The organism is Actinomycetospora atypica (assembly GCF_042653685.1).
Lineage (GTDB): Bacteria > Actinomycetota > Actinomycetes > Mycobacteriales > Pseudonocardiaceae > Actinomycetospora > Actinomycetospora atypica.
The window spans coordinates 72,854-98,265 of record NZ_JBHSIV010000018.1; the positions used below are offsets into that span (position 1 = coordinate 72,854).

The following is a 25,412-nucleotide window of genomic DNA, read 5'->3' on the forward strand; positions in this document are numbered from 1 at the left end:
CGGTCATCCCCGCCAGGTCCAGGGCATGTACGGCCACCAGATGACCCCGGCGCGGGCGAAGGTCGCGACGCCCCAGTAGACGAGGAAGAACGTCCCGGCCGCGACCAGGACCGCCGCTGAGATGCGGGCCGCGCGCTGCGGGGACGCGGTGAGCCACCGCAGTGCGCGCCCACGGGTCAGGGCGGCGACCAGGACGACCACCAGGACGAGCAGCGCCAGGTTGCCCAGGGTCTGGAGCGCGAGCAGTCCGGCGCCGAGCAGCGGGTCGCCGTTCTCCACCGCCCAGGTGAGCATGTGCCGGAACGGCGGGAACGGGCGCCCGATCACGAACGCGCCGACCAGGACCCCGAGCAGGGCGATGTCGAGGTCGGGGCGGCGCGCGAGCAGCTCGGACACCCGGTCGCGGGCGATCCCGACGGCGGCGAGGCCCCGCCAGACGAGGATCGCGCCGATGACGGTGAACACGACGCCCGCCTGCACGAGCCGCCCGGGGAGCTCGCCCACGCGGCTGTTCGTGACCTGCAAGGACAAGTCGCCGGTGAGGACGACGACGGCGCCGTAGACGGCGGACACCGCGACCGCGCAGCCGACGAGGATGCCGAGCGGCCGCAGGAGGGCGCGGACCCCGCCGCTCGAGCCGGCCGTGGGCACCAGGGCGCTCACCACCGCGACGTTGCACGCGGTGAAGGTGCCGGCGAGCCCGGTGACGAAGGCGAGCAGGACTGCGGCGGTGGAGCCGGTCACGGGGACGGTCGCGGGGTCGCCGCCGAGCAGCGGGACGGCGATGGCGTCGCCGATCACGCTGTCGACGAGCTCCGCCGACCACGACACGGCGATCAGCAGGCCGACCAGCGCGCTGACGAGGACCAGCCGCCGGGGTCGGGACGGGGTCCTCCGGACTTCGGACGTGCGGTCGAGCAGGGCCACGAGTCGGTCCTCCGGGCGGGCGGGGTGCTGCGGTCGCACCCAGCTCAGCCTCCGGGCGACCGGGCCGGCGTCTCCTCGACGGCGGCGCGCTCCGCGGCCACCGGGGTCACCGCGATCGCGGCCAGCGGGGCGAGGGCGGCCGCGGCGAACCCGACCCCGTAGCTCGTCGCGCCGATCAGCGCCCCGAGCACCGGGGGCGCCACGGAGGCGACGATGTTCTGGGTCGTGTTCTGCACGCCCAGGGCTCGTCCCGACCACGCCTGGCCCGCCATCTCCGCGGTCGAGACGAACGCGAGGCCGTTGTCGGCGACGGTGACGATCGCCCCGACCGCGATGGCGGCGACCGCGATCACCGGGACCCACACCGACCCGGCGGCGAACCCGAGCATCACCAGGGCCGACCCCACGGCCAGCTGGCGCATCGGGCGCAGCCGCGAGCCCACGCGGTCGGACCACCAGCCGGTGGCGATGCGGCCCGCGGCACCGAGGATCTGCGCGACCGCGACGAACACCCCGGCCACGCCCGGGGACCAGCCCTGCTCGCGCACGAGGTACTCGAGCGAGAACGCCGAGACCGCGAACTGCGGCAGCACGAGCAGGGCCGAGGCGGCGTGCAGGCGGTAGAGGGTCGGGACCCGGTAGGGGTTGCCGGTAGGCTCGTGCGGTGCGGGGGCGCGCCGCGGGGCGTCCTGGGCCACCGCCACGACGAGGACGGCGGCGACGAGGCACGCGAGGCCGGTCCAGCCCAGGGCGACGAACGGCCCCTGGGTGGTGGCGAGCACCGGCAGGACGAGCGCGGCGGCCGCGACGCCCAGGGGCTGGGCGGTCTGGCGGATGCCCATGGCGATGCCGCGCTCGTCGACCGCGAACCACCCCATGATCAGCCGGCCGCTCGCGGCGTTCACCGACGCCGCCCCGAGCCCGCCGACGCCGAGCAGCAGCGCGGTCGTCACCAGGGAGGACGGCGGGTCGAGCGCGATCCCGCCCACGACGAGCCCGGCGACGCCGAGCCCCGTCGCCATCGGGATCCGCTCCCCCACCCGGTCCACGACGACGCCCCACGCCACCAGGGCGAGCAGCAGACCGGTCGTCGGGGCGGCGACCAGGACGCCGACCGCGGCGAGCGAGAGGCCCCGCTCGTCGCGCAGCGCCGGGACGAGGAACGGGACCCCGTAGACGAACGACGACGCCGCGGTCTGGGCCACCACCCCGACGACGAGGATCGCCCAACGTCGGCGCGGCCTCGCCTCGGCAGATGTCGTCACGGTCGTCAGCATGCCTCACGACCGTTCACCTGACGAGACGGTGTCCCACATATTGGGACGTCAGCGACGTGAGGTCAGCAACTCCCGCGCCGCCCGGTCCTCGGCGGCGCCCGCCCGGTTCCACTGCACGAGCAGGACCACGAGCACGCCCACCAGCGGCAGGTCGCCCATCCCCCACGAGAGCAGGGCGGCGACGTGCTGGTCGGCGAGCAGGTCGGGCGCCCAGGGCAGGCGCAGCCGCGAGTAGAAGTCGGTGACGAACACCTGCCCGCCACCGCCGTCGGCCGCCAGCGTCGACGGTGTCTGGGCCACCGGGGTGTCGGCGGCCAGCAGGATCACGCCGAACAGTGCGTGGAACGGCATCGAGGCGATCAGCACGGCGAGCCGGGCGACGTGCGGCAGCCGCTGGCCGGGGGCCGGGTCGACCCCCACGATCACCCAGAAGAACAGGTAGCCGACCACGAGGAACCACAGCGAGATCGCCGGCATCAGCCAGCCCAGCGGCTGGAGCAGCGAGAACAACGGCGTCAGGTAGAACGCGAACGGCGAGCCGATCAGCACGACGGCGGCCACGGCCGGGTGGGTCAGGAAGCGCAGCGTGGGCGCCTCGAGCACCGCCTCGAGCCGGTCGCGCGCATCGCCGTCCTCCGGCAGGGCCCGCCGGGCCAACGTCACCGGGCCACCGAGCACGAGCAGCACCGGCACGACGATGCTCATCAGCATGTGCTCGGCGACGTGCACGCTGAACAGGGCGTCCGCGTACCGCCCGACCCCGGAGTTCGTCGCCACCAGCAGCACGGCGCACCCGGCGAACCACGACACCGAGCGCCCGACCGGCCACCCGGGCACGCGACGGAGCCCCCGCGCATAGCCGAGCACCAGGACCACCACGAGCGCCGCGAACGTGACGTCGAGCCGCCAGGCCCCGACCAGCAGGCCGACCGAGGGCGGGTCGGGGATGCCGAACCCGAGCACCGCCTGGGTCGGCGTGGTGTGGAACGGCGCCTGCACCGGCGGTACCGCGCGGGTCATGGCCACCGAGAGCCCGGTGACCACGGCGAGCAGCACCAGCTCGGTCGCCGCGAGCGTCCAGCGCCCGGCGTCGGCGGTCCGGCGCCGCACCAGCACCCCGAGAGCGACCACGGTGAGCGCCGCCGCCACGAGGACGAGCACCCCGTAGGAGGTCGCGAGCTCGGCCACCGACGGCACCAGCACCGCCGCGGCCAGCACCCCGCTGACGACGGTCACCACCGCGCAGGCCGTCAGCACGCCCCCCGCGCGGGACCGGCCGTCGGGCCGGACGAGCACCGCCCCGAGCGTCCCGAGCCACACCGTCGACGCGATGACGTGCAGGGCCACCGACGGGGTGCCGACGTCCTTGCCGACCCCGTCGATCGCGTGCCCGGTGACCACCGGTCCCAGGAGCGCCACCCCGGCGAGCACGGCCGCGCCGAGGGCCGAGGACCACGTCCGGGCCTCGCGCACCCACACCGCCACCACCGCGGCGCCGACCGCGCAGGCCAGCCAGCCGACGGGCGCCGCCCGCACCACCATCCCGACGACGAGGTCGGGTCCCGGTGCGACGAACCCGCCGGAGACGTCGGCGACCGTGACGAGCGCGGTGCCGACGGACAGCGCCGCCCACGTCCAGGCGGCCGTCGAGGCCACCGCCCGCACCGTCGTCGTCGGACCGGCGGCGCCCGGGGTGAGGAGCAGGCCGTGCACGAGGGCCCCGAGCGTCACCGCGGCCGCGCCGGCGGCGAGCACCCGCAGCAGCGGCAGGCCGAGCTGGACGACCTCGCCGGGGTCGGCGAGCCCCAGGACGGGGTAGGCGGAGCGGCCGAGCAGCAGCGCGGCGAGGAGCACCGTCACGAGGCCCGCGGCGGCCGCGGGGGCCAGACGGCGGGTCACGGGTCCAGACGATCGGGGTAGCGGGCCCGGTACTCGTCGAGGTGCTGGGACTTGCAGACGTGCTGTTCCTTCTCGTTGATCGCCTGGCGCATGCACTCGTCGAGGGTGCGGGCCTGCGAGGCGTGCAGGTAGGTCACGGCGCTCTCGATGGTCGGCCACTCGATCGCCGTGCCGACGACCAGCGCGATCATCGCCACACCCAGTGCCGCCAGCGGCTTCGCCCGCCCGACGGCCCGGCCCGCGCGGACCCGCATCAGGGCCACCACCGCGGCCACCAGCGCGACGAGCCCGAGGGCCATCCCGCCCCACCCGGTCCAGGCGCTGACCAGCGCCATCGCCGCGACCACGAGGGCGAAGGTCGCCGCCCCGGTGGCACCGGACCCGTCGTCGTGGGTGTCGCCGTCGGGGGCCTCGGTGGAGGTCTCGCCGGTGCTGGTCACGCGCCCGATGGTGACACCCGATGAGCACGCACCCGCGCGCGGGGCGCACCATCGGAGCATGACGCTCGTCGAGACGCGGGAGGACCTCCCGCAGGACTTCCTGCTCACCGGGATGACCTGCGCGGCGTGCGCCTCGCGCATCGAGCGCCGGCTGAACAAGGTCGAGGGCGTGACCGCCTCGGTCAACTACGCCACCGAGCGCGCCACCGTCACCCTCGCCCCCGAGGTCGACCGCTCCGACGTCGTGGCGGTCGTCGCGAAGCTCGGCTACGGCGCCACGCCGCTCTCCGTCGACCCCGACGAGGAGCGGGGTGCGGTCGAGGCCGTGCGCGACGACCGCGTGGCCGACCTCTGGCGCCGCCTCGTCGTCGCGGCCGTGCTCTTCGTCCCGATGGTCGACCTCCCGCTCGTCCTCGCGGTGCTGCCCGAGGCCCGGTTCCCCGGGTGGGAGTGGGTCGTCGCCGCGCTCGCCGCGCCGGTGGTCCTGTGGTCGGCGTGGCCGCTGCACCGGGCGGCCTTCGTCAACGCCCGCCACGGCGCCTCGTCGATGGACACCCTGATCTCGCTGGGCATCGTCGCGGCGACGGTGTGGTCGCTCGGCTCGATCCTCACCGGCAACCTCCCCGCACCCGGCTCCGGCGCGCTGAGCGTCTTCCTCGACCCGGTGGGCCCGCTCTACCTCGAGGTCGCCGCCGCGGTGACGACCTTCGTGCTCGCCGGGCGCTACGTGGAGGCCCGGGCCAAGCGCAGCGCGGGCGACGCGCTCGCCGCCCTCGCGTCCCTGGCGGCCCGCGACGTGTCGGTCCTGCTGCCCGACGGCACCGAGACCCGGATCCCGGCCTCGTCGCTCGCCGTCGGCACCCGCTTCGTCGTGCGGCCCGGCGAGAAGGTCGCGACCGACGGCGTCGTCACCGAGGGTGCGTCCGCGGTCGACCGCTCGATGCTGACCGGCGAGACCGTCCCGGTCGAGGTCACCGCCGGCGACCCCGTGACCGGCGGGACCGTCGCCACCTCGGGTCGGCTCGTGGTGACCGCGAACGCGGTCGGGTCGGCGACCCAGCTGGCCGGGATGATCCGCCTCGTCGAGTCGGCGCAGGCGTCGAAGGCGTCGGTGCAGCGGCTCGTCGACCGCATCTCGTCGGTGTTCGTCCCGATCGTCATCGCGCTGTCGGTCCTCACCGGCCTCGGCTGGTGGGCCGTCGGTGGTACCGCGGGCCAGATCTTCGCGGCGGCGCTCGCCGTGCTCGTCATCGCCTGCCCCTGCGCCCTCGGGCTCGCGACCCCCACCGCGATGCTCGTCGCGTCGGGCCGCGGGGCCCGCGAGGGCATCTTCCTCAAGAGCCACCAGGCCCTCGAGACGAGCCGGGTCGTCGACACCGTCGTGTTCGACAAGACCGGCACCGTCACCACCGGGGCCATGTCGGTGCGCGCGGTCCACCTCGACGGCACGCGCTCCCGGCGGGACGTGCTGGCGGTGGCCGGCGCGGTCGAGGACGCCTCCGAGCACGCCGTGGCGCGCGCGGTCGTCGCCTGCGCCCGGCTCGAGGTCGACGAGCTGCCGCCCGTCACCGACTTCGAGGCGCTGCCGGGGCTCGGGGCGCGCGGGGTCGTGCACGGGCTCGAGGTGCGGCTGGGCAAGCCGACCAAGGCGCTCCCCACCTGGGCGCCCGCCCCCGAACCCGACTCGACCCTCGTCCTCGTGACCCTCGGCTCCCCCGGCGAGCCGGTCGCGGTGCTGGAGCTGGCCGACGAGATCAAGCCCTCCGCCGCCCCCGCGATCGCCCGGCTCCGGTCCGCCGGGCTGCGCACCGTGCTGCTCTCCGGCGACCGCGAGGGCGCCGCGCAGGCCGTCGGCGCCGCGGTGGGCGTCGACGACGTCATCGCCGACGTGCTGCCCGCCCAGAAGGTCGAGGCCCTCGCGATGCTGCAGCGCGACGGGGCCCGGGTCGCGATGGTCGGCGACGGGGTCAACGACGGCCCGGCCCTCGCGGCCGCCGACCTCGGGCTCGCCGTCGGCGCCGGCACCGACGTCGCCCTCGAGGCGGCCGACGTGATCCTCGTGCGCGAGGACCTCAACGTCGTCCCCGACGCCCTCGAGCTGGCGCGGCGCACCGCCACGACGATCCGCCGCAACCTCGTCTGGGCCTTCGGCTACAACGTCGCCGCGATCCCCCTGGCCGCGTTCGGGCTGCTCAGCCCCCTGATCGCCGGCCTCGCGATGGCGCTCTCGAGCGTGCTGGTCGTGTCGTCGAGCGTCCGTCTGCGGAACTGACGGGTCAGCGCGACCGGCGCTCCGCCAGCACCGCGGTGAGGTAGGGCTCCGCGCCGGTCCCCGACGGCGGGGCGGGCGCCACCCGGGCCGCGACGTCGGTGGCCAGCTGCTCCCCCAGCGTCCGACGCACCCCCGGCTCGAGCTGGGGTGCCCGCGCGAGGAACTGCCGGGCCGCGAGCGCGAGGTCGTCGGGAAGGCCCGAGAGCTGCAGGGTCGAGGCCCAGCCGGCGAGCGCGGGGTCGGGCGTCGGCAGCACCGGGTGGCGGGTCGACCGCGGCACCCGCTCGCGCAGCACGATCGTCCCGGCCAGCAGGTCCCCCACCCGCTGCGCGCGGCGCGAGCAGGCCGACACGACGATCGCGACGACGCCGCTGACCAGCCCGAAGTCGAGGAACAGCCCGGCGAGGGCCCGGACGAGCGCCTGGCGGAAGCGGATCGGCCCGCCGTCGTCGGAGACCACCCGCAGGCCGAACGCGACCTTGCCCGGCGAGCGCCCGCGGGTGAGCGTCTCCCACGCCGTCGGCCACACGACGAACGCGAGGACCGACAGCGACACCCCGATCGTGATCGCCAGGGCGTCGTCGACCTCCACCCCGGCCACCACCACCCCGATCAGCGCGGCGACCAGCAGCGCCCCGACGATCGCCAGATCGAGCGCGAGGGCGAGCGCCCGGGTCGGTAGCTTGGCGGGGACGAGGTCGAGCTCGACGGCCTCACCGGTGACGACGACGGAGTCGGTCCCGCGGTGTGGCTCCACACCACGACATGCTGCCAGGAGGTGGACCGCCGAGCATGGACGTCGACGCCTACACCGACGCCCACCGCGCCGACTGGGACCGCCTCGAGGCCCTCCTGCGCACCCGCCGCCGCTGGGACGCCGACCAGGCCGACGAGGCGCTCGAGCTGTACCGCCGCACCACCACGCACCTCTCGGTCGTCCGGTCCTCCTCGCCCGACCCCGCCCTGGTCTCCCGCCTCTCCTCCCTCGTCGGCCGGGCCCGCGCCGCCGTGCTCGGGACCACCCCGCTGAGCTGGCGACCTGCCCTGCGCTTCGTCACCGACGAGTTCCCGGCCGCCCTCGCCGCCTCCGCGCGCTGGTGGGTGACGACCGCCCTCGTCTCGCTGGTCGTCATGGTCGTCGTCGGCTCCTGGGTCGCGACGAACCCCGACGTCGCTGCCGCGGTCGCCTCCCCCGAGGAGACCCGCCGGCTCGTCGAGGAGGAGTTCGCGTCCTACTACTCGTCGAACCCGGCGGCCTCCTTCGCGGCCCGGGTCTGGACGAACAACGCCCTGGTCGCGGCGACGTGCCTGATCACCGGGGTCGCGATCGTGCCCGTGCTCTGGGTCCTGTTCCAGAACGTCGTCAACGTCGGGATCTCCGGCGGCATCCTCGCCGCGAACGGCCGGCTCGACCTCTTCCTCGGCCTCATCACCCCGCACGGCCTCCTCGAACTCACCGCGGTGTTCGTCGCGGCGGGCGCCGGGATGAAGCTGGGCTGGTCGTGGATCGACCCCGGCGCCGAGACCCGCACCCGGTCGCTGGCCCGGCAGGGCCGGATCACGGTGGGCATCGCCCTCGGGCTCGTCGGGGTCCTGTTCGTCTCGGGGCTGATCGAGGCGTTCGTGACCCCCTCGGGCCTCCCCACCTGGGCCCGCATCGGCATCGGCGTCCTCGCCGAGCTCGCGTTCCTCGCCTACGTGTGGCGCGGGGCGCGTGTTCTCCGGGCCCGCGGCGGTGTTCCCGACGATGCCCTCGGCTCCTGACCTCTCGTGGCGGACGTTGCGGGACGCACACGGCCGGTCGAGGTCGGGCAGGTCTGTGTAGACGTTGCGGGATGCACACGGTCGGCCGTGGTCGAGCAGGCCGATGCGGACGTTGCGGGACGCACACGGTCGGCCGTGGTCGGGCAGGTCGATGCGGACGTTGCGGGACGCACACGGTCGGCCGTGGTCGAGCAGGTCCGCGCGGACGTAGCGGGACGCACACGGTCAACGGCCCTCGGGACGGCCGCGAATCGAGGTGCGGGCCCACAACGGTCGGGCCGGGGGCGCGCACTCGACCATGATCACGTCTTGGTGAGCGTGTCGCATCAGATCTTGCGCGTGTCGCTCACCAAGTCGTGGTCATGGTCGGTCGGCCCCATGTGCGGGACGCAACGCCGATCGTCCGGCGACCGAGCCGGCCCGGCTGTGTGCGAGCCGCAATGCAGGTACTGCGCCGACCGAGGTGGGACCGATGCGCGAGTGGCGCCGTCCGCACGTCAAATATCAGCACCGTGCCATTGCTGACCCGGGAGCGGGAAGGGCTCAGAGGCGCCCGCGGGCCTTGAGCGCCAGGTAGCGGTCGGCGACGGCGGGGGCGAGCTCGTCGGGGCCCGCGTCGACCACCTCGACCCCGCGACGGGTGAGCCTCGCCGCGACGTCCCGCCGCTCCGCCAGCGCCACCGACGCTGCCGCGGCCCCGTACACGGCCTCCGCGTCGCCACGCGCGGCGGCCATGGCGGTGACGTCGGGGTCGGACACCCCCGCCACCAGCAGCGTGTGCCGGTGCAGCAGCGGGCCGAGGACGGGCTCGAGCCCCTCGGCGAGCGCGGCGTCGTCGAGCCCGGTGAACAGCACCACCAGCGACCGCCGCGATGCCCGGCGCAGCACCGTGGCCGCGAGCAGCCGCATGTCGGTCTCCACCAGGGCGGGCTCGACGCCGGAGAGCGCGGTCGTCATGGCGGGCAGCGGGTCGCGGGCCCCGATCACGGAGGCCCGCACGGTGCGGTCGACCGCCAGCAGGTCGACCCGGTCGCCGCCGCGGCCCGCGAGGGCGGCGAGCAGCAGGGCCGCGTCGAGGGCGGCGTCGAGCCGGGGCGCGGTACCGACCAGCGCCGCCGCCGTCCGGCCGGTGTCGAGCACGACGAGGACGTGCCGGTCGCGTTCGGGCCGCCAGGTCCGCACCATCGTCTCGCTGGACCGCGCGGAGGCCCGCCAGTCGATCGAGCGGACGTCGTCGCCGCCGACGTACTCGCGCAACGAGTCGAACTCGGTACCGGCGCCGCGCACCTGGATGGCGCGGCGACCGTCGAGCTCCCGCAGCCGGGCGAGCCGCGAGGGCAGGTGGCGCCGCGACGCGAACTCCGGCAGCACCCGCACCCGCCCGCCGACGGCGTGGGAGGCCTGTCGCGCGGCGAGGCCCAGCGGCCCCCACGAGCGCACCGTCAGCCGGGCCGCCGCGTGCTCGCCGCGCCGGTCCGGCGTCAGCGTGGTGGTGACCCGTCGGCGCTCCCCGGGCGGGACGTCGACCGACTGCGAGGCCGGCGCCGCGTGGCACGACGGCGGCCACGCGTCCCGCACCACCCCGGCCACGCGACGCCGCGAGGGGTTGGTCGCCACGACGCTCGTCGGGACCGACTCCCCCCGCCGGACCGACACCAGCTCGTCGGCCCGCTCGAGGCGCAGGCCGCGTGGCGAGCCGGCCCGGACGAGGTCGAGCACCACCGCCACCGCGAGCGCGGCCACGATCCCCACCACCCCGGCCACCGACGGGACGAGCAGCCCGACCAGCAGGGCCCCGACGGCGGCGGCCGCCGCGAGCCGGCCCGACACGGCCATCAGGACCTCACCGGGGCACCGGCACCGAGTCCAGGACCCCCGTGACGACGCCGTCGGCGGTCACGCCCTCCAGCTCGGCCTCGGGGCGCAGGGCCAGCCGGTGGCGCAGGACGGGGAGGGCCCAGGCCTTGACGTCGTCGGGGGTCACGTAGTCGCGCCCGGCGAGCCACGCCCAGGCCCGGGCCGCGAGGAGCAGGGCGGTCGCGCCGCGGGGCGAGGCGCCGAGGGCGACCGACGGGGAGGTCCGCGTCGCGCGGCAGACGTCGACGACGTAGGCGATCACCTCGGGGCGGGCCGCCACCCGGGCGACGGCCGCGCGCCCGGCGGCGAGGTGCTCGGCGCCTGCCACCGCGCTGACCCCGGCCGCGCCGAGGTCGCGCGGGTCGAAGCCGGACGCGTGCCGGGTGATGACCGCGATCTCGTCGTCGCGCTCGGGCAGCGGCAGGACGAGCTTGAACAGGAACCGGTCGAGCTGGGCCTCGGGCAGCGGGTAGGTGCCCTCGTACTCGACGGGGTTCTGGGTGGCGGCGACGACGAACGGGTCGGGCAGCGGGCGGGGCAGCCCGTCGACGGTGACCTGGAACTCCTCCATCGCCTCGAGCAGCGACGCCTGGGTCTTGGGCGGCGTCCGGTTGATCTCGTCGGCGAGCAGCAGGTTGGTGAACACCGGCCCGGCGCGGAAGTCGAAGGCCGACGAGCGGGCGTCGTAGACGAGCGAGCCGGTCACGTCGCCGGGCATGAGGTCGGGCGTGAACTGCACCCGCCGGTTCTCCAGCGAGCAGGCGGCGGCCACGGCGCGGACGAGCAGGGTCTTCGCCACGCCCGGCACGCCCTCGAGCAGCACGTGACGGCGGGTGAGCAGGGCGATGACGAGGCCGGTCACGGCGACGTCGTGCCCGACGACCGCCTTCGCCACCTCGCCCCGCAGCGCGGTCAGGGCCTCGCGGGCCTCGTCGGGGGTCCCGGGGGCGGGGGTCCCAGGGTCGGGGGTCACAGGACTCCTGTCGTGAGGTCGTCCAGGTCGCGGGCCAGCGCGACCAGCGACGCGTCGTCGGTCGGGTCGGGACCGTAGAGGAGATCCGCCGCGTCGGCGCGCGAGCTCGCGCGGGCCACGGCCGTCGTCAGGACGGTCTCGTCGACGGCCACGCCGAGCCGGGCCGCGAGCCGGCGCCGGGCATCGGCGCGCAGCACCTCGGCGGCGCGGCCCCGGGCCCCGAGGCGCCGGTAGAGCGCCGCGCGCCCCCGGGTGGTCTCGGCGGCGGGCACCCGCACCGGCAGCCGCTCGGCGACCGGGGCGCCGAGGCGGCGGCCCCGCCACAGCACCACCAGCAGGCCCGCGACGAGCAGCTGCACCGTGCCCCACCGCCAGCCCGGCGGGACGAGGTCGGCCACGGACTCCTCGCCGTCGGCCGACGGGGCCGGGAGGTACCAGAGCACCCGCGGGTGGGCGCCGAGCAGACCCATGCTCAGGGCCGCGTTGCCGCCGCGGTCGAGGGCGGCGTTGGTGAACGGGCCGGGGTCGCCGACGACGACGGTGCGCCCCGACACCGCGAGCGGCGCGGGCGTCCCGTAGCAGCCGAGCGCGGGCGGGGTGACCTCGTAGACCGTGCCGTCGAGGTCGACCGGGCCGGCGGCGAGCGCGGCCGGCAGCGCGCACCCGGGCCCCGGGACGACGCCGGTGGTGAGCAGGTCGGGCGGCGCCTCGGTGGCCCGGACGCCGGGGACGAGTCCCTCGAGGGTCGGGCCGTCGGGGGCGACGAGCACGACGTCGGACCCGGCGTGCGCCACGGCGATCCGCCCGGCCGTCCCGAGCCGGGCGGGGAACGCGACGAGCACGGTCGTGTCGCGCCCGGCGGCCAGCACGTCCTCGGGCCGGGTGACCACGTCGACCCGCACGCCCTGCTCGCGCAGCACCGCGACGAGGGCGCCGCTGCCCTGGGGGTCGGGGGCGTCGGGCTGCAGCAGCCCCGCGTCGGCGCGGGCCCCGAGCACCGTCAGGACGACCGCGGCGAGGAGGAGGAGCCCCGCGATCACCAGCGGGCCCCGGGCCCGCCGGACACGCCGGCTCCAGGAAGGACCCACGACGGTGCTCACGCGACCGGCACCGCCCGCACGGCCTCGTCGGCGGTGCGCATCCGGGCGACGGTCCCCGCGTCGGCCTCGCGCCCGCCGTACACCGTCTCGTCGAAGCGGCGGGCCGCCTCCGCCACGGCGTCGGCGGCCCCGGGCAGGGCGGCGGCGGTCTCGCGGGCCACCTCCCCCGCGGTGCGCCCGGGCCGCGCGGCGAGCAGGTCGCGCTCCTCGAGGCCCCGGACGAGCGCGCGCATCCACTCGCGCACGGCCTCGTCGTACCGGCCGGCGTCGGCGTGCCCGTCGGCGCGTCGGCGGTGGTCGGCGGCGGTGAGCCCGGCGTCGTCGAGGGAGGCGGACGCGATCCGGGCCGAGCGGGCGGTCCGGCCCAGGCGCCACCGCACCACGACGACCGCGACCACGACGAGCGCCAGCAGCACCAGCACCCCGCCCGCCCCACCGGCGCGGTTCGCGGTGAGGAGGGCGATGAGGTCGTCGAGCCGGTCGAGCAGCCACTGCCCGACCTGCGCGAGCACTCCGGGCTCCCGGTCGCGGTAGGCGGCCTTCGCGAGCTCGCGGGCGGCGAGCTCGCGCGCCTGGTCGGCGGTGGGGAGGAACGGTCGCGGGGTGACCGGCGGCGGGGGCGGGGTCTGCATCAGCCCCGCGCGGCCCGCTGGAGCTCGATGTCGAAGCCCTCGCGGCGCATCCGCTGGTCGATGTAGAGCAGCCCGGTCACCCCGGCCTGGAAGGGCGCGGTGAGGGTGGTGGCGAGGACCGTCCCGATCGAGGTGATCAGCAGCGGCAGCGGCGAGTACACGTTCAGCGGGTCGCCGGTCCCGGACGCGACGGCCGTCGCGACGAGGCTGAACGGCACCCCGATCAGCCCGGCGACGATGCCGGCGACGATCGTGGTGAGCAGGAGGATCCCGAGCACCGGCCAGAAGCGCCCGGTGACGAGGCGCCGGGACCGGCCCAGGGCGGTGCCGACCCCGATGCCCTCGAGCACGTAGGCGGGCGCGGCGAGGGCGAGCAGGACCCAGACGGCGAGGGCGGCGACGGCGCCGACGATCGAGCCGAGTGCGCCGACCCCGATCGCGGCCTCCGTCCCGCCGCCCGCGAGGTAGATCAGGGCGCCCGGCAGCAGGAAGACGGCGTAGGCGGCGATCGAGGCGAGGGTGACCAGCACGACGACGCCGAGCAGCCCGGGCAGGCGGGGGCGGGCGGCGTTCCAGCACTCGCGGGCGTCGACGGGGGCGCCGAGCACGGACCGGGACAGGACCACGACGAGCAGCCCGGTCAGCACGGTGTTCGCGAGCAGCCCGACCACGAGGCCGACCCCGAGCAGCCCGGCCGCTCCCCCGACGAAGGCGCCGAGGGCCGCCAGGTCGGGCGGTGCTCCGGTGGGGCCGACGAAGGCCTGCAGCGACGCCCCGAACGACGCCTGGAACGGGGCCTGCAGCAGCACGCTGACCACGGCGACGACCGCCGACACCCCGAGGACCACCCGCGGGTGCGCCCGGATGTACTGGAAGGCCCCGTCGAGGAGCTCCCCGAGCCCGAGCGGGCGCAGCGGCACGACACCGGGCCGCGGCACGGCGAGCCGCCCGCCGAAGCCCCAGGGGTCGTGCGGGGGCGGGGTCGGCGCCGGCCCCTGCGAGGGTCCGGACGAGGACGGCGACGACGGGGCCTGCCACCCACCCGACGACGGGGCCGGGGCGCGGCCGTCGTCGGGACCGCCCGGCTCCCAGGGCAGCACCGGGTCCGCGTCGGGCCTCCGGTCGTGCGGCTCGGCCACCCTGTCCTCCCCCACCTGATCGTCTTGGTCCTCCTCCGATCGTGCCACGATGACGCCGTGGTCCTGACCTCCGCGCTCTGGCGCCGCCTCGACGAGCCCCACGGACTGGTCCACGGCGCGATCTCGGAGCTCGAGCCCGACCCCGACCACCCCGACGGCGCGTTCCTGCTCGACGGCGCGGCCATCGGGGCGGACTCCCCCGACGACACGGGCCCGATCGGCGACCAGAAGGCGCCGCGGCCGTGGTCGGCGCGGTTCTCGGTGGTCGTCGACGCGCGGTGGCAGACGCGCTCGTGCTTCCTCGAGGCGCTGGGCGGCGACGGCCTCGACCGGGTCACCCTGCACGCCGACGCGCTCGGCCACTGGACCCTCGACGGCCGCGACTGGCCCGAGCTCACCGGCTGCCACGACGTCGACATCTCGGCCTCGCCGCTGACGAACACGCTCGTCGTGCGGCGCCTCGGCCTGGCGGTCGGCGAGGCGAGGACCCTCGACGTCGCCTGGGTCGACGTGCCCTCGCTCGCGGTGCGCCGGGTGGCCCAGACCTACCGCCGGGAGGCGGAGGACCGGTGGGTCTACGAGGACCCGACCTACGGATCCTTCGCGTTCACCGTCGATCCACTCGGCGTCGTCCGCGAATACCAGGGGCTGTTCGCCCGCGTGGGCTGAGTACGCTGGGGCGGGCCGAGAGTTCTCGAGTGCGAGGAGTCCACTGCGCGTGCGCAACCGGACACGGGGCCTGCTGGTAGCGCTGGTCCTCGTCGCAGCGGTGGTCGTCACGATCGCCGTCCCGCTCCCGACGCCGCTCGAACTGCGGGAGTGGGCCCTCGCCGTCGGCCCCACCGCCCCGCTCGTCTTCTTCCTCGCCCACGCAATCGTCACGACGACGCCGATCCCCCGCACCGCGTTCACGCTCGCCGCGGGGCTGATGTTCGGCCCGGCGTGGGGTATCGCGCTCGCGGTCGGGGCCTCGATGGTGTCGGCGCTGCTCGGCTTCTACATCGCGCGCCGGCTCGGGGGCCGGGCGATCGCCCGGCTCGGCCCTGCGCGCGTGCGGGCCCTCGAGGAACGGCTCTGTGAACGCGAGCTGCTCACGGTGACGTCGTCGCGGCTCGTCGGGATCCCGTTCGCGCCGCTCAACTACACCCTCGGCGTGACCAGCGTCCGCTGGCCGGCCTACCTGGTGGGCACGCTCATCGGGCTCGTGCCCGGGACGGCGGCCGTGGTGTTCCTCGGCGACGTGGTCACCGGCGGGTCGTCGACGTCGATGCTGCTGATGTTCGCCCTCTCGGGCACCCTCGGCCTGATCGGGATCCTGGTCTCGTCCCGCGGCCGTCGTCGTCGGAACGGTCCCGACGACGAGGCCGCGGCGGCCTGAGAGGGTCCGGCCTAGGACCCGGGCGGGGGCGCCGGCGCGCCCGTCGGGCGGGGCTCGGGCTCCGAGGTCTCGGGCGACGGCGTGGGCCGGTTGCCCTCCGGGCCGGTGACCGGGCGGGGCTCGTCCGGCGGGGCCGGGGGCGCGACCGGGCCGGGCGTGATCTGCCCGGGCACGGGCGCGGGCCCGGGCGGCGGGAAGCCCTCGGTGGTGTAGACGTTCGGGTCGGTCGGCGACCCGGGGGCGGGCTCGGAGGAGTAGACGCAGCCCGACAGGACGGCCGCGGCCGCCGTCAGGACCAGCAGGGACGTCACCGGTCGGCGCACGCTGTACCTCTCCTCTGCGAGCTCGGACTTCTCGGCGCGCAGACTACGCGAAGATCATCGCGTCGACCGGGCCAGGATGCCGCGCGGCGCGATCGACCGGATCGGCTCGGGGGCGGCGCCCACCTCGCGCAGGACGTCGTTGGCGGCGAGCACGCCGGTCACGGCGGCCCGCTCCATCAGCGCCGAGGGGATGTCGCTGGCCACCCAGTCCCCCGCCAGGCGCAGCCCGCGGGCGTCGGTGACCACGCCGGGGCGCCGGGCGTGGCTGCCCGGGTCGAAGCCGGGCGCGTTGTCGTAGAGGTGGGCGTCGACGTCGAGCACCTCGAGGTCGGCGAACTCCGGCCAGAGGCCCTCGAGCTCGCGGCGCATCTCGGCCACCAGCTCGTCGCGCGAGGCGTCGTGCGGGCAGGCATAGGAGTGCAGCTCGATCACGGAGCCGCCGGCGGACCGGGCCCAGGCCGCCGACTCCGCCTCGATGCGGTGGAAGAGGGTGACCGAGTCGAGGATGCGCTCGCGGGTGACGCCGGTGAACGGCGCGTGGGCCGGGTCGACGTCGCCGCGGCACCACAGGCGCGCGACCACGTACGGCTCGCCGCCGGGCATGTCCGCCACCGCGGAGGCGAGCCGCGGGGCGATCGTCGGGAAGCCGGGCGAGCGGGCGAAGAGCGCGCGCGTCGCGGGGACGTCGGTCGCGACGACGAGGTGGCGGGCGGTGCGGGTGGGGCCGCCCTCGACGCCCACCGCCCAGCCGCCCTGCCCGCTGACCACCACGTTCGCTCTCGCGCCGGTGGTGACGGTGGCGCCGTGCTTCTCCAGCAGCCGCGTGAAGGGCTCCCAGATCGTCGCCGCGTACTGGTCGATCGGCACGTCCATCCCGAGGCCCTCGGGGTTGCCGGTGAAGTAGAAGTGGCACATCGCCAGGAACTCGGCGGCGGAGTAGCGCTGCTCGGTGTTGAAGAACGAGTGCGCGAACACCTCGAAGAGCATCGCCCGGCCGCGCTCGGAGAACCCGAAGGCGTCGAGCAGCTCGGCGGTGGTGCGGTGATCGTGCTCGGCGAAGGTGCGCACCGGGTCGTAGCGCAGCATCGCGAGGGCCTCGCGGCCGTCGACCTTGCGCAGGTCGCGCAGCCGGAAGCTCGGGGACTTCCAGACGAGGGCCGCGAGGTTGGCCAGCGGGGTGGTCGGCAGGTCGCTGAAGTCCTCGGACTCCCACTCGCGGCTCTCGACCGGGTAGCCGCCGACGTCGCGCAGGAACGACAGGTCGGGGTCGATGCGGCGCAGGACGTCGCGCAGCGTGTAGTACTGCCGGAAGAAGCCGTGGTAGCCGTGCTCGACGGTCACGCGGGTGCCGTCGGGCAGCGTGCGCGGCCAGGTCCCGAGCCGCCCGCCGAGGGCGTCCGCCGCCTCGAGCAGCTCGACCTTCGCGCCCCGCTCGGCGAGCACGAGGGCCGCGGTAACCCCGGCGACCCCGCCGCCGACGACGACGACCGACGCCGCGGCCTCGTCGGGAACCTGCCTCGGGAGGTCGGACCGGGACGCGACGGCGGTACGGGGAGCGAACACGCGTCCGAGCCTAGGCAGGGCGTGCACATCGCGCCGTGCCGCACACGTGAGTAGTGCTCAAGCCCTCGGGGCATCTAGCCGCCCAGCCTGCATCCCACGTCCGAGGAGCCCCCGAATGAGCACCGATGCTCGAGCCACGGCCGACCGCGAACGACGGGTCATCGCCGAGGTCCCGAAGAAGCTGCTGATCGGCGGCCGGGCGCGGGACGCGTTCGACGGGAAGACCTTCGAGGTCGAGGACCCGTCGACGGGCGAGATCCTCTGCGAGGTCGCCGACGCCTCCCCCGACGACGGCATGGCGGCCCTCGACGCCGCGGCGAAGGCCCAGCCCGACTGGGCGGCCACCGCCCCCCGCGAACGCGGCGAGATCCTGCGCCGCGCCTTCGAGATGATCACCGAGCAGGCCGACGACATCGCCATGCTCATGACCCTCGAGATGGGCAAGCCGCTCGCCGAGTCGAAGGCCGAGATCACCTACGCCGCCGAGTTCTTCCGCTGGTTCTCCGAGGAGGCCGTGCGGATCTCCGGCGAGTGGAAGGTCAACGCCACCGGATCGGGCCGGGTGCTCGTGATGCGCCAGCCCATCGGGCCGTGCCTGCTCATCACGCCGTGGAACTTCCCTCTGGCCATGGGCACCCGCAAGATCGGCCCGGCCATCGCCGCCGGCTGCACCATGGTGATCAAGCCGGCGTCGCTGACCCCGCTGACGATCCTCAAGCTGGCCGACATCCTGGGCGAGGCCGGGCTGCCCGAGGGCGTGCTCAACGTGGTCACCACGAAGTCGACCGGCAAGGTCATGGGCCCGCTGATCACCGACGGGCGCATCCGGAAGCTCTCGTTCACCGGGTCGACCGAGGTCGGGCAGAAGCTGATCGAGCAGTCCGCCCAGCAGGTGCTCAAGACCTCGATGGAGCTCGGCGGCAACGCGCCCTTCGTGGTGTGCGCCGACGCCGACGTCGACGCCGCGGTCGAGGGGGCGATGCTCGCGAAGATGCGCAACATCGGCGAGGCCTGCACGGCGGCCAACCGCTTCTACGTGCACGTCGACGTCGCCGAGGAGTTCACCGAGAAGCTCGTCGACCGGATGAGCTCGATGACGCTCGGGCGCGGCGTCGACGAGGGCGTCGAGGTCGGCCCCCTGGTGGAGGCCGACCAGCGCGACAAGGTCGCCGAGCTCGTCGACGACGCCGTGCAGAAGGGCGCCAAGATCCGGACCGGCGGCGAGATCCCGTCGGGGGCCGGCTACTTCTACCCGCCCACCGTGCTCGCCGACGTCCCCACCTCGGCCCGCCTGGTCAAGGAGGAGATCTTCGGCCCGGTGGCGCCGATCTTCACCTTCACCGAGGACGAGGAGGCGATCCGCGCCGCCAACGACACCGAGTTCGGCCTGGTCAGCTACCTCTACACCCGCGACCTGCAGCGGGCGATCCGGCTCTCGGAGAAGCTCGAGGCCGGCATGGTCGGGCTCAACCAGGGCATGGTGTCGAACGCCGGCGCCCCGTTCGGCGGGGTGAAGCAGTCGGGTCTGGGCCGCGAGGGCGGCGACGTCGGCATCGACGAGTACCTCGAGGTCAAGTACGTGGCCATGAACGTCTAGATCAGCGCTGCCACGTGAACGTCGCGGTCCCGCCGTCGGCGGCCTCGACGCGGACGAGCGTGTCGTCCTCGGCGAAGACCTCCCCCACCGGCACCCGCTGGACGCCGTTCTCGTCGATCTCCACCCAGCCGGGCCCGACCGCCCGGACCAGGAAGTCGACCTCGTCCCGCCCGTCCGACGACCCGGCCCGGTGCGTCGGGCGGGTGGTCGGCCGGGGCTTGGAGGTCGAGGGCTTCGAGGAGGAGGAGGGCTTCGGGCGGGCCGTCGAGGTCCCCATCACCAGCGCCATCGAGCCCGACGACGTCGTCGACTCGGACACCTCCACCGGCGTCCCGGTGACCACCGCGCGGCACTGGCCGTTCGTGCACGTCACCTCCGCGCTCGCCCCGCCCGACCCGCAGCCGCCGAGCAGCAGCAGCGTGGCCAGGCCCAGCAGCGCGACGATCCGGCCCGGCGGCGCACCGGCGGGCGGATCGTTGCGTTCGACACCCAGCTGCTGACGCTCGGTGAGATCCTTCCCGACGAGGGACCGGGTCGACTGGGCGGGGCGGGTGAACATCGCGGACCTCGTTCTCACTCTGGGTGCATCGGACGCGGTGAGTATGCCCCGTTCAGCCCTTCTCGCGCCAGATCCACTGACGCAGCGTGTCCACCACGCAGTGTCATGCTCTCCCGGTGAGCCCCGTGGTCGTGGCCCTGCTGGTGGGCGTCCCCCTCGCGCTCGGGGCGACCCTGCAGCGCACCACCGGGCTCGGCCTCGCCCTCGTCGGGGCACCGTTCCTCGTCGCCGCCCTGGGTCCGCGGGACGGCGTCTCGTTCGGCAACGCCCTGCAGAGCGTGCTCTGCACGCTGGTGCTGGTGCAGACCTGGCGCGACACCCGCTGGGCGGCCGTCGGGCTGCTGCTCGCCGGGGCCGCCGTCGGGGTCCCGCTCGGGGCGCTCGTCGTCGCGACGCTGCCCGAGGCGCCGCTGCTCGTGGTGGTCGGGCTCCTGGCGCTCGTCGGGGTGGGGCTCTCGGTCCTCCCGGCCGCCGGCGCGGTGCTCCGCGGCACCTCCGGCGGGCTGGCCTCCGGGGTGGCGGCCGGCTTCGTCAACGCCACCGCGGGCGTCGGCGGGCCGCTGGTCTCGGCCTACGGGATCTCCCAGCGCATCGAGCGCGCGGCGTTCGTCCCCACCGCCCAGGCCGTCCTGCTGGCCGTCAACCTGACCGCGCTGCTCGTCAAGGGCCTCCCCGACCTGGGCGCGACGACCTGGGTGGTCGGCTTCGCGGCGATCCTCCTGGGCGTGCTGCTCGGCGGGCCCGTCTCCCGGCGCCTCGACCCCGTGACCGGTCGCCGTCTGATGCTGGCCGTCGCGGCGCTGGGCGCTCTCGCGACGGTGGTGCGGGGCCTGGTCGAGCTCTGAGGAGCGTCCTGTCCGGGCCGGGTGTCAGGCCCGGCCCACGTCCACCCCCTGCAGGACGTCCCCCGTCACGGAGTGCTCGCCGAGGCGCCAGGCGGCCGGACTGTCGTGCAGCACCAGCAACGACCCGGGCCCGAGCACCGCGATCGCCTCCGGGTGGTCCTCGCCCTCACCGGTCTCCAGCTCGACGACGGTCTCGACGTCCTCGCGGGCCACCGCCTCGGGCAGGCCCTGCGCGCCCCCGCGGATCCGCAGCACGCGCGCCGGACGGGACAGCACCATCGTCGGGCCGGCCAGGATGAGCAGGTCGTCGCCGTCGCGCACGAGGTCGCGCACCCCGAGGCCGCCGAGGTCGAGGAAGTGCTTGCGCACGTCCCGCAGCTCCAGCTCGTCGTCCCCCTCGCGCAGCGTCAGCTCGAGGACCACCGCCCACCCCCGCAGCACCGGCCCGCGCAGGCCGAGCAGCACCCGCTCGTCGGAGATCGCCGCCAGACCCTCGACGTCGAACCCGTTGTCCTTGCCCGGGATGCCGAGGAACGGTGCGAGGTGCTCGTCGTCGGCGAGCACCCCGAACAGCCCTCGCCGGTCCGTCGGCAGCCGCAGGCCACCCGGGCCCGGCCGGCCGTCGGCCCCGAGCGGGAGCCGCGCGAGCAGCCGGCGGGGCTCCTCCGCGCTGACCTTGCGGAGCCGCTTCGCGACCTTCTCCGGCGGCGTCCCGGACTTCACCTTCTTGCGCTTGGCCGAGTGCGAGCCGGTGACCCACACCCAGGATCCCGTCACGTCGATGCCCTCGACGTCGACCTCGTCCTCGGCGTCGCCGGGCAGGTCGACGAGGTCGGAGAGCGGCAGCTCCACGGGGTCGTGCCAGTCGTCCTCGCCGTGGGAGGTGAGCGCGACCAGCGCCGCGCCCTCGTCGGGGGCGAGCAGCATCGTCGTGCCGCGGACGGCGAGCCCGGAGAGGGAGAGTCCGTAGGTGTGCGTGTGCTCGGCGAGGTGCAGCGTGGCGCGGCCGGGCCCGGGTGAGGAGGACACGCCGGACATCCTGGCCCGTTGGTCACCCCACCGACAGGAACGGCTCCAGCTGATCGCCCAACGTCTCGACGGCGAACGCGACGGCGTCGGCCGCCGTCAGGTCGAACACGCCGTAGCGGCCGTCGCCCGCGGCGGTCGTGAACCACAGGGTCGCGAGCCCGGCCCGCCGCTGGAACACCGTCTGCGACACCGACCAGGTGAGGATCCCGTCGCGGCGCAGCGCGACCGTCCGCCGCCCGGGCGCTCCGTGCCGCGACACCACGTAGGTCCCGACGAGGCCGTGGCCCAGGTTGCGGTGCGCGACGATGCCGAGCCGCACCCCCACGACGATCCCGACGACCGCCAGCACGGCGGCCGTCACCGTCAGGGTCAGCGAGCCGAACCCGAGCGCGAGCACCGCGACCACCACGGCGGGGACCAGCCCGGCCGCGCACCCCCACCGGAGCCGACGACGACGGGCCGCGGGCGGGTGCGGCCGCAGGGTCACCTGGGCCGTCGGGGCGGCCGGCTCGCGCAGGACGTCGGCGACCACGCGTTCGACGACCGCGAGGGGCGCGACCGGCAGCAGCCCCTTCGGGTCGGAGCGCTGCCCGTCGGCGTGCGAGAGCCCGGTCGCGACCGCGTCGAGCCGGGCGGCCCCGAGGGCCCGCGCCCCCAGCGGCTCGATCACCGCGACCCCGCGCAGCCGGTTCTCCTCGAGCGTCGTCGAGCGCGTCGTGAGCAGACCCCGCCGAACATGCAGCGACCCGAGGCCCCCGGCCCCGGCCTCGCGCGTCAGCCGGAACGCCCACCACGACTCCACGAACACCGCCAGCGACCCCACGGTGCCGACCACGACGACCACGACCAGCCCCACCAGGAGCGACACGACGAACCCGAGGGCCTGCACCGCGGCGACGGTCTCGTCGAGCACCGTGCGCTGCAGGCCGATCCAGTCGGCGCCCTGGAGCACGGCCCCGAACGCGGCGACGCCGAGCGCCGGGGTGAGGGCCGAGATCGGGGCGAAGCGGATCCAGCCCGGGTCGAGGACCGCGAGCGTCTCGTCGCCTCGCGGCGTCGCCACGGCAAGACTGGGCTCGGCCTCGTCGGGACGGTCCCGGTCGAGCAGCTCCCGGCGCACCGACTCGGCGTCGGCGCGGCGCAGGGCCCGCAGCTCGAGCGGGCGGTCGGTGGCGGAGCTGCGCTGCCCGGTGCCGATGCGCAGGGTCGCCAGGCCCAGCAGGCGCAGGACGGGGTCGGCGGTCACCTCGACGGTGCGCACGCGCTCGCGGGCCAGGCCCTTGCGGGTCCGCACGACGATGCCGGTGTGCAGCTCGACGCGGTCGGCGCCGATGCGGAAGCGGGTGCGCTCCAGCCGCACGTACTCCAGGACCGCGGCGAGCCCCACCAGCAGGATCGTCCCGCCCACCACCAGCACCGCCGCGACCGTGAACGCCGTCCCGCCCGCCTGGCGCATCCCGGCCAGCGTCGGGACCCCGCCCGCCAGGCACGCCCCGAGGGCGAGGACGGACGAGGCGAGGACGGTGCGCACGTCCAGCCGCCGCCACCCGCTCCCGGCCGGCCCCGGGCCGTCGTCGGGAAGGTCTGCGGGGGTCTCGGAGGACGTCACGTGGCGTCGCCGGGGACGGCCTGGGTCGCGCGGGTGAGGCGCTCGGCGAGCTCCGCGGCGCGCTCGTGACCGAGACCGACGACGGTGACCGCGCCCCGCGCGGACGCGGTGGTGACCACCAGCGCGGAGATGCCGAAGGCCTGCTGGAGCGGCCCGCGGCTGGTGTCGACGGTCTGGATCCGCGACAGCGGCGCCGCCCGCCACTCCTGCCAGAGGAACCCCGACCGCGTGTAGACGGCGTCCTCGGTGACCTCCCAGCGGTGCACCCGGTACCAGTAGGCCGGGAACGCCGCCGCCACGACGAGCCCGACGACGGCCACCGCGCCCGCCAGCGGCAGGAACCAGCCGATCGCCGGGACCAGCAGCCCCAGCACCGCCAGGACGGCCGCGAGCGCCAGCGGCCACGCCGCGCAGTGGACGCGCCACCAGGCGCGCACCCGCGGATCGAGGGCCTCCCGGGGCGGCCGCAGCGGGACGGTCACGCCGGCGTGCTCACGCGACGGCGCGGACTCGTCGCGCGACCTCGTCGGCGCCGAGCACCCGGGTGACCTCGTAGAGGTCGGGGCTGCGCTGCGCGCCCGTGACCAGCACCCGGATCACGTTCGCGGCGTCGCGGAGCATGCCGGGGTAGGCGTCGGGGTCCTTCTTGTAGCTCTTCGGGTTCGGGGCGAAGCCGTGGCGCTCGGCGAGGTCGCGGACCTGCTGGAACCACGTAGGCTGGTCGCCCTCGTGGGCGTAGCGGGCGGCGAAGTCCTCGGCGAGCCGGGCGACGAGCGCGGGGTCGAGCCCGTTGAACCGCTCGTCGGCGGGGTCGGTGACGTCGTCGAACAGCGCCGGGAAGAAGAAGCCGTAGGCGGTGCGGAAGTCCGACCAGCGGGCGAGGTCCTTGCGCGGGTTGTCCACGCCCACCCGCTCGACGTCGATCGCCGCGAGCGCCAGCTGCTCGTTCTCGGCGAGCACCTCGACGAGGCCCGAGTCGTAGGTCTCCGCCCAGCCCCGCACCCCGGCGAGGACCTGGTCGGCGGGCATCGTCGCGATGTGGTCGGCGCAGATGTCGGCGAGCTTGACCATGTCGACCAGCGGCCCGGCAGCCTGGAAGAGGTCGAGCTGCAGGGGCGTCGCGAGCGCCTCGGCCAGCGGCACCTCGGCGAGCGGCGAGTTCGCGAGCCCCCGCAGGTAGTAGAGGACCGCCTCGGTGGGGTAGCCGGCCTCGAGGTAGAAGTCGACCGAGGCCTCGTCGTCCTTGCGCTTGGAGAGCTTGCGGCGCGAGCTGCCCTCCTGCTTCATCAGCGGCGCGAGGTGGGCGTACTGCACCTGCTCGAAGCCGAGCGCGGTGAACAGCTGCAGGTGGGTCGGCACCGAGGAGAGCCACTCGTCGCCGCGGACGACCAGCGAGGTCCGCATCAGGTGGTCGTCGACGGCGTGGGCGAAGTGGTAGGTCGGCAGCCGGGGCTCGTTCGCGGAGGTCTTGAGGATGACGACGTCGTTGTGGTTGTCCTCGGCCTCCACCCGGCCGCGCAGCCGGTCGGTGAAGGCGACCCGCTCCCCCACCTTGCCCTCGGAGCGGAACCGGACGACGTACGGGTCGCCCGCCTCGAGCCGGCGAGTGACCTCGTCCTCGTCGGCGTCACGCCACGGCGCCCACCGGCCGTAGTAGCCGGTCGGCAGCTTCAGCTTCCGCTGCGCGTCGGAGATCTCGGCGAGCTCCTCCTTCGTCGCGAAGTCGGGATAGGCCAGACCGCGGCGCAGGAGGTCCCGGACGAAGCTCAGGTAGATCGTCCCGCGCTGCGACTGCCGGTAGGGCCCGTAGGGGCCGTCCTCCCCGGAGGCCGACAGGGGACCCTCGTCGGGACGCAGGTCGAAGGCGTCGAACGCGCGGGCGAACTGGACGTCGGCGCCCGCGACCTCCCGCGCCTGGTCGGTGTCCTCGATGCGCAGGAAGTAGACGCCGGAGGTGGAGTGGGCGAGGTCGCGCGACACCATCGCCGTGTAGATCCCGCCGATGTGCACGAACCCGGTGGGGCTGGGGCCGAAGCGGGTGACGAACCCATCGGACGCGCGCGCCGGGTACCGCTGCTCCCACTCGGAGGTCTCGGGCAGGTCGGAGGGGAAGAGCGAGTCGACGGTGGCGCGATCGAGCATGGTCACCAGGCTAGTGGTCGAGCTCGGGGCGATCGTCTCCTCGTCCACCCTGGACCTCCTCCTCGAGCAAGATCGTCGGAACGTGGC

General features: G+C 75.4%; 23 protein-coding genes. 6 read left to right on the top strand and 17 right to left on the bottom strand.

Annotated features, from left to right (window positions below; translation table 11 throughout):
- Positions 1 to 3: 3 nt before the first annotated feature.
- From ACFPBZ_RS17260 to ACFPBZ_RS17275, 4 genes are read right to left on the bottom strand one after another with little or no spacing between them, the layout of a single operon-like run.
- The gene (locus ACFPBZ_RS17260; RefSeq protein ID WP_378037315.1) at positions 4 to 927 is read right to left on the bottom strand and encodes a hypothetical protein; all 924 of its coding nucleotides are present in this window, start codon (positions 925 to 927) and stop codon (positions 4 to 6) included.
- Positions 928 to 971: 44 nt separating this feature from the next.
- On the bottom strand, positions 972 to 2,204 hold the full coding sequence (locus tag ACFPBZ_RS17265) for an MFS transporter (RefSeq protein WP_378037316.1): 1,233 nt from the start codon (positions 2,202 to 2,204) through the stop codon (positions 972 to 974).
- Between the two features lie 48 nt (positions 2,205 to 2,252).
- Positions 2,253 to 4,103: a cytochrome c oxidase assembly protein gene (locus ACFPBZ_RS17270; protein WP_378037317.1), complete on the bottom strand. Its 1,851-nt coding sequence runs from the start codon at positions 4,101 to 4,103 to the stop codon at positions 2,253 to 2,255.
- Positions 4,100 to 4,543 carry a hypothetical protein gene (locus ACFPBZ_RS17275; RefSeq protein ID WP_378037318.1) on the bottom strand — a complete coding sequence of 148 codons (444 nt, stop codon included), beginning with the start codon at positions 4,541 to 4,543 and terminating at the stop codon, positions 4,100 to 4,102. Before ACFPBZ_RS17275 ends, ACFPBZ_RS17270 begins: the two co-directional genes overlap by 4 nt.
- A 58-nt stretch (positions 4,544 to 4,601) precedes the next feature.
- On the opposite strand from ACFPBZ_RS17275, the gene ACFPBZ_RS17280 reads away from it, so the two are divergent.
- Positions 4,602 to 6,815, top strand: a complete 2,214-nt coding sequence (locus ACFPBZ_RS17280) for a heavy metal translocating P-type ATPase (RefSeq protein ID WP_378037319.1) — start codon at positions 4,602 to 4,604, stop codon at positions 6,813 to 6,815.
- 4 nt (positions 6,816 to 6,819) lie between these two features.
- Here ACFPBZ_RS17280 and ACFPBZ_RS17285 read toward each other — a convergent pair whose 3' ends face one another.
- A complete protein-coding gene (locus tag ACFPBZ_RS17285) occupies positions 6,820 to 7,572 on the bottom strand; it encodes an RDD family protein (protein ID WP_378037320.1) in 753 nt (250 codons plus the stop codon).
- Between the two features lie 35 nt (positions 7,573 to 7,607).
- Between ACFPBZ_RS17285 and ACFPBZ_RS17290 the strand changes: the two genes are divergently transcribed.
- Positions 7,608 to 8,579 carry a stage II sporulation protein M gene (locus ACFPBZ_RS17290; RefSeq protein ID WP_378037321.1) on the top strand — a complete coding sequence of 324 codons (972 nt, stop codon included), beginning with the start codon at positions 7,608 to 7,610 and terminating at the stop codon, positions 8,577 to 8,579.
- A 543-nt stretch (positions 8,580 to 9,122) separates the two neighbouring features.
- Here ACFPBZ_RS17290 and ACFPBZ_RS17295 read toward each other — a convergent pair.
- The 5 genes from ACFPBZ_RS17295 to ACFPBZ_RS17315 are packed head-to-tail and all read right to left on the bottom strand — an operon-like array spanning position 9,123 to position 14,280.
- A complete protein-coding gene (locus ACFPBZ_RS17295; protein WP_378037322.1) occupies positions 9,123 to 10,415 on the bottom strand; it encodes a DUF58 domain-containing protein in 1,293 nt (430 codons plus the stop codon).
- Positions 10,416 to 10,422: 7 nt separating this feature from the next.
- A complete protein-coding gene (locus tag ACFPBZ_RS17300) occupies positions 10,423 to 11,409 on the bottom strand; it encodes an AAA family ATPase (protein WP_378037323.1) in 987 nt (328 codons plus the stop codon).
- Complete coding sequence (locus tag ACFPBZ_RS17305) at positions 11,406 to 12,509, bottom strand: DUF4350 domain-containing protein (RefSeq protein WP_378037324.1); 1,104 nt, start codon at positions 12,507 to 12,509, stop codon at positions 11,406 to 11,408. The genes ACFPBZ_RS17300 and ACFPBZ_RS17305 overlap by 4 nt, the downstream gene beginning before the upstream one ends.
- Positions 12,506 to 13,141, bottom strand: a complete 636-nt coding sequence (locus ACFPBZ_RS17310; RefSeq protein WP_378037325.1) for a DUF4129 domain-containing protein — start codon at positions 13,139 to 13,141, stop codon at positions 12,506 to 12,508. Before ACFPBZ_RS17310 ends, ACFPBZ_RS17305 begins: the two co-directional genes overlap by 4 nt.
- Positions 13,141 to 14,280, bottom strand: coding sequence for a hypothetical protein (locus tag ACFPBZ_RS17315; RefSeq protein WP_378037326.1), 1,140 nt, complete (start codon positions 14,278 to 14,280; stop codon positions 13,141 to 13,143). Before ACFPBZ_RS17315 ends, ACFPBZ_RS17310 begins: the two co-directional genes overlap by 1 nt.
- A 57-nt stretch (positions 14,281 to 14,337) precedes the next feature.
- Between ACFPBZ_RS17315 and ACFPBZ_RS17320 the strand changes: the two genes are divergently transcribed.
- Together ACFPBZ_RS17320 and ACFPBZ_RS17325 are read left to right on the top strand one after the other, a co-directional pair.
- A complete protein-coding gene (locus ACFPBZ_RS17320; protein WP_378037327.1) occupies positions 14,338 to 14,949 on the top strand; it encodes a putative glycolipid-binding domain-containing protein in 612 nt (203 codons plus the stop codon).
- A 49-nt stretch (positions 14,950 to 14,998) separates the two neighbouring features.
- On the top strand, positions 14,999 to 15,658 hold the full coding sequence (locus tag ACFPBZ_RS17325) for a TVP38/TMEM64 family protein (RefSeq protein WP_378037328.1): 660 nt from the start codon (positions 14,999 to 15,001) through the stop codon (positions 15,656 to 15,658).
- Positions 15,659 to 15,669: 11 nt separating this feature from the next.
- On the opposite strand, the gene ACFPBZ_RS17330 is transcribed toward ACFPBZ_RS17325, so the two are convergent.
- Positions 15,670 to 15,981 carry a hypothetical protein gene (locus ACFPBZ_RS17330; protein ID WP_378037329.1) on the bottom strand — a complete coding sequence of 104 codons (312 nt, stop codon included), beginning with the start codon at positions 15,979 to 15,981 and terminating at the stop codon, positions 15,670 to 15,672.
- Between the two features lie 54 nt (positions 15,982 to 16,035).
- A complete protein-coding gene (locus ACFPBZ_RS17335) occupies positions 16,036 to 17,544 on the bottom strand; it encodes an FAD-dependent oxidoreductase (protein ID WP_378037330.1) in 1,509 nt (502 codons plus the stop codon).
- Between the two features lie 115 nt (positions 17,545 to 17,659).
- Between ACFPBZ_RS17335 and ACFPBZ_RS17340 the strand changes: the two genes are divergently transcribed.
- On the top strand, positions 17,660 to 19,141 hold the full coding sequence (locus ACFPBZ_RS17340) for an NAD-dependent succinate-semialdehyde dehydrogenase (RefSeq protein ID WP_378037331.1): 1,482 nt from the start codon (positions 17,660 to 17,662) through the stop codon (positions 19,139 to 19,141).
- Position 19,142: 1 nt separating this feature from the next.
- Here the strand turns inward: ACFPBZ_RS17340 and ACFPBZ_RS17345 are convergent, their stop codons facing one another.
- Positions 19,143 to 19,700, bottom strand: a complete 558-nt coding sequence (locus ACFPBZ_RS17345) for a hypothetical protein (RefSeq protein WP_378037332.1) — start codon at positions 19,698 to 19,700, stop codon at positions 19,143 to 19,145.
- 116 nt (positions 19,701 to 19,816) lie between these two features.
- On the opposite strand from ACFPBZ_RS17345, the gene ACFPBZ_RS17350 reads away from it, so the two are divergent.
- Positions 19,817 to 20,545, top strand: a complete 729-nt coding sequence (locus ACFPBZ_RS17350) for a TSUP family transporter (protein ID WP_378037333.1) — start codon at positions 19,817 to 19,819, stop codon at positions 20,543 to 20,545.
- Positions 20,546 to 20,569: 24 nt separating this feature from the next.
- Here ACFPBZ_RS17350 and ACFPBZ_RS17355 read toward each other — a convergent pair whose 3' ends face one another.
- Genes ACFPBZ_RS17355 through ACFPBZ_RS17370 form a run of 4 tightly spaced genes read right to left on the bottom strand, consistent with a single transcriptional unit; the run spans position 20,570 to position 25,325 of the window.
- Complete coding sequence (locus tag ACFPBZ_RS17355) at positions 20,570 to 21,574, bottom strand: DUF3616 domain-containing protein (RefSeq protein WP_378037334.1); 1,005 nt, start codon at positions 21,572 to 21,574, stop codon at positions 20,570 to 20,572.
- Positions 21,575 to 21,596: 22 nt separating this feature from the next.
- Complete coding sequence (locus ACFPBZ_RS17360) at positions 21,597 to 23,183, bottom strand: PH domain-containing protein (protein WP_378037335.1); 1,587 nt, start codon at positions 23,181 to 23,183, stop codon at positions 21,597 to 21,599.
- On the bottom strand, positions 23,180 to 23,665 hold the full coding sequence (locus ACFPBZ_RS17365) for a PH domain-containing protein (protein ID WP_378037336.1): 486 nt from the start codon (positions 23,663 to 23,665) through the stop codon (positions 23,180 to 23,182). Before ACFPBZ_RS17365 ends, ACFPBZ_RS17360 begins: the two co-directional genes overlap by 4 nt.
- 10 nt (positions 23,666 to 23,675) lie before the next feature.
- Positions 23,676 to 25,325 carry a glutamate--tRNA ligase gene (locus tag ACFPBZ_RS17370; protein ID WP_378037337.1) on the bottom strand — a complete coding sequence of 550 codons (1,650 nt, stop codon included), beginning with the start codon at positions 25,323 to 25,325 and terminating at the stop codon, positions 23,676 to 23,678.
- Positions 25,326 to 25,412: the final 87 nt, after the last annotated feature.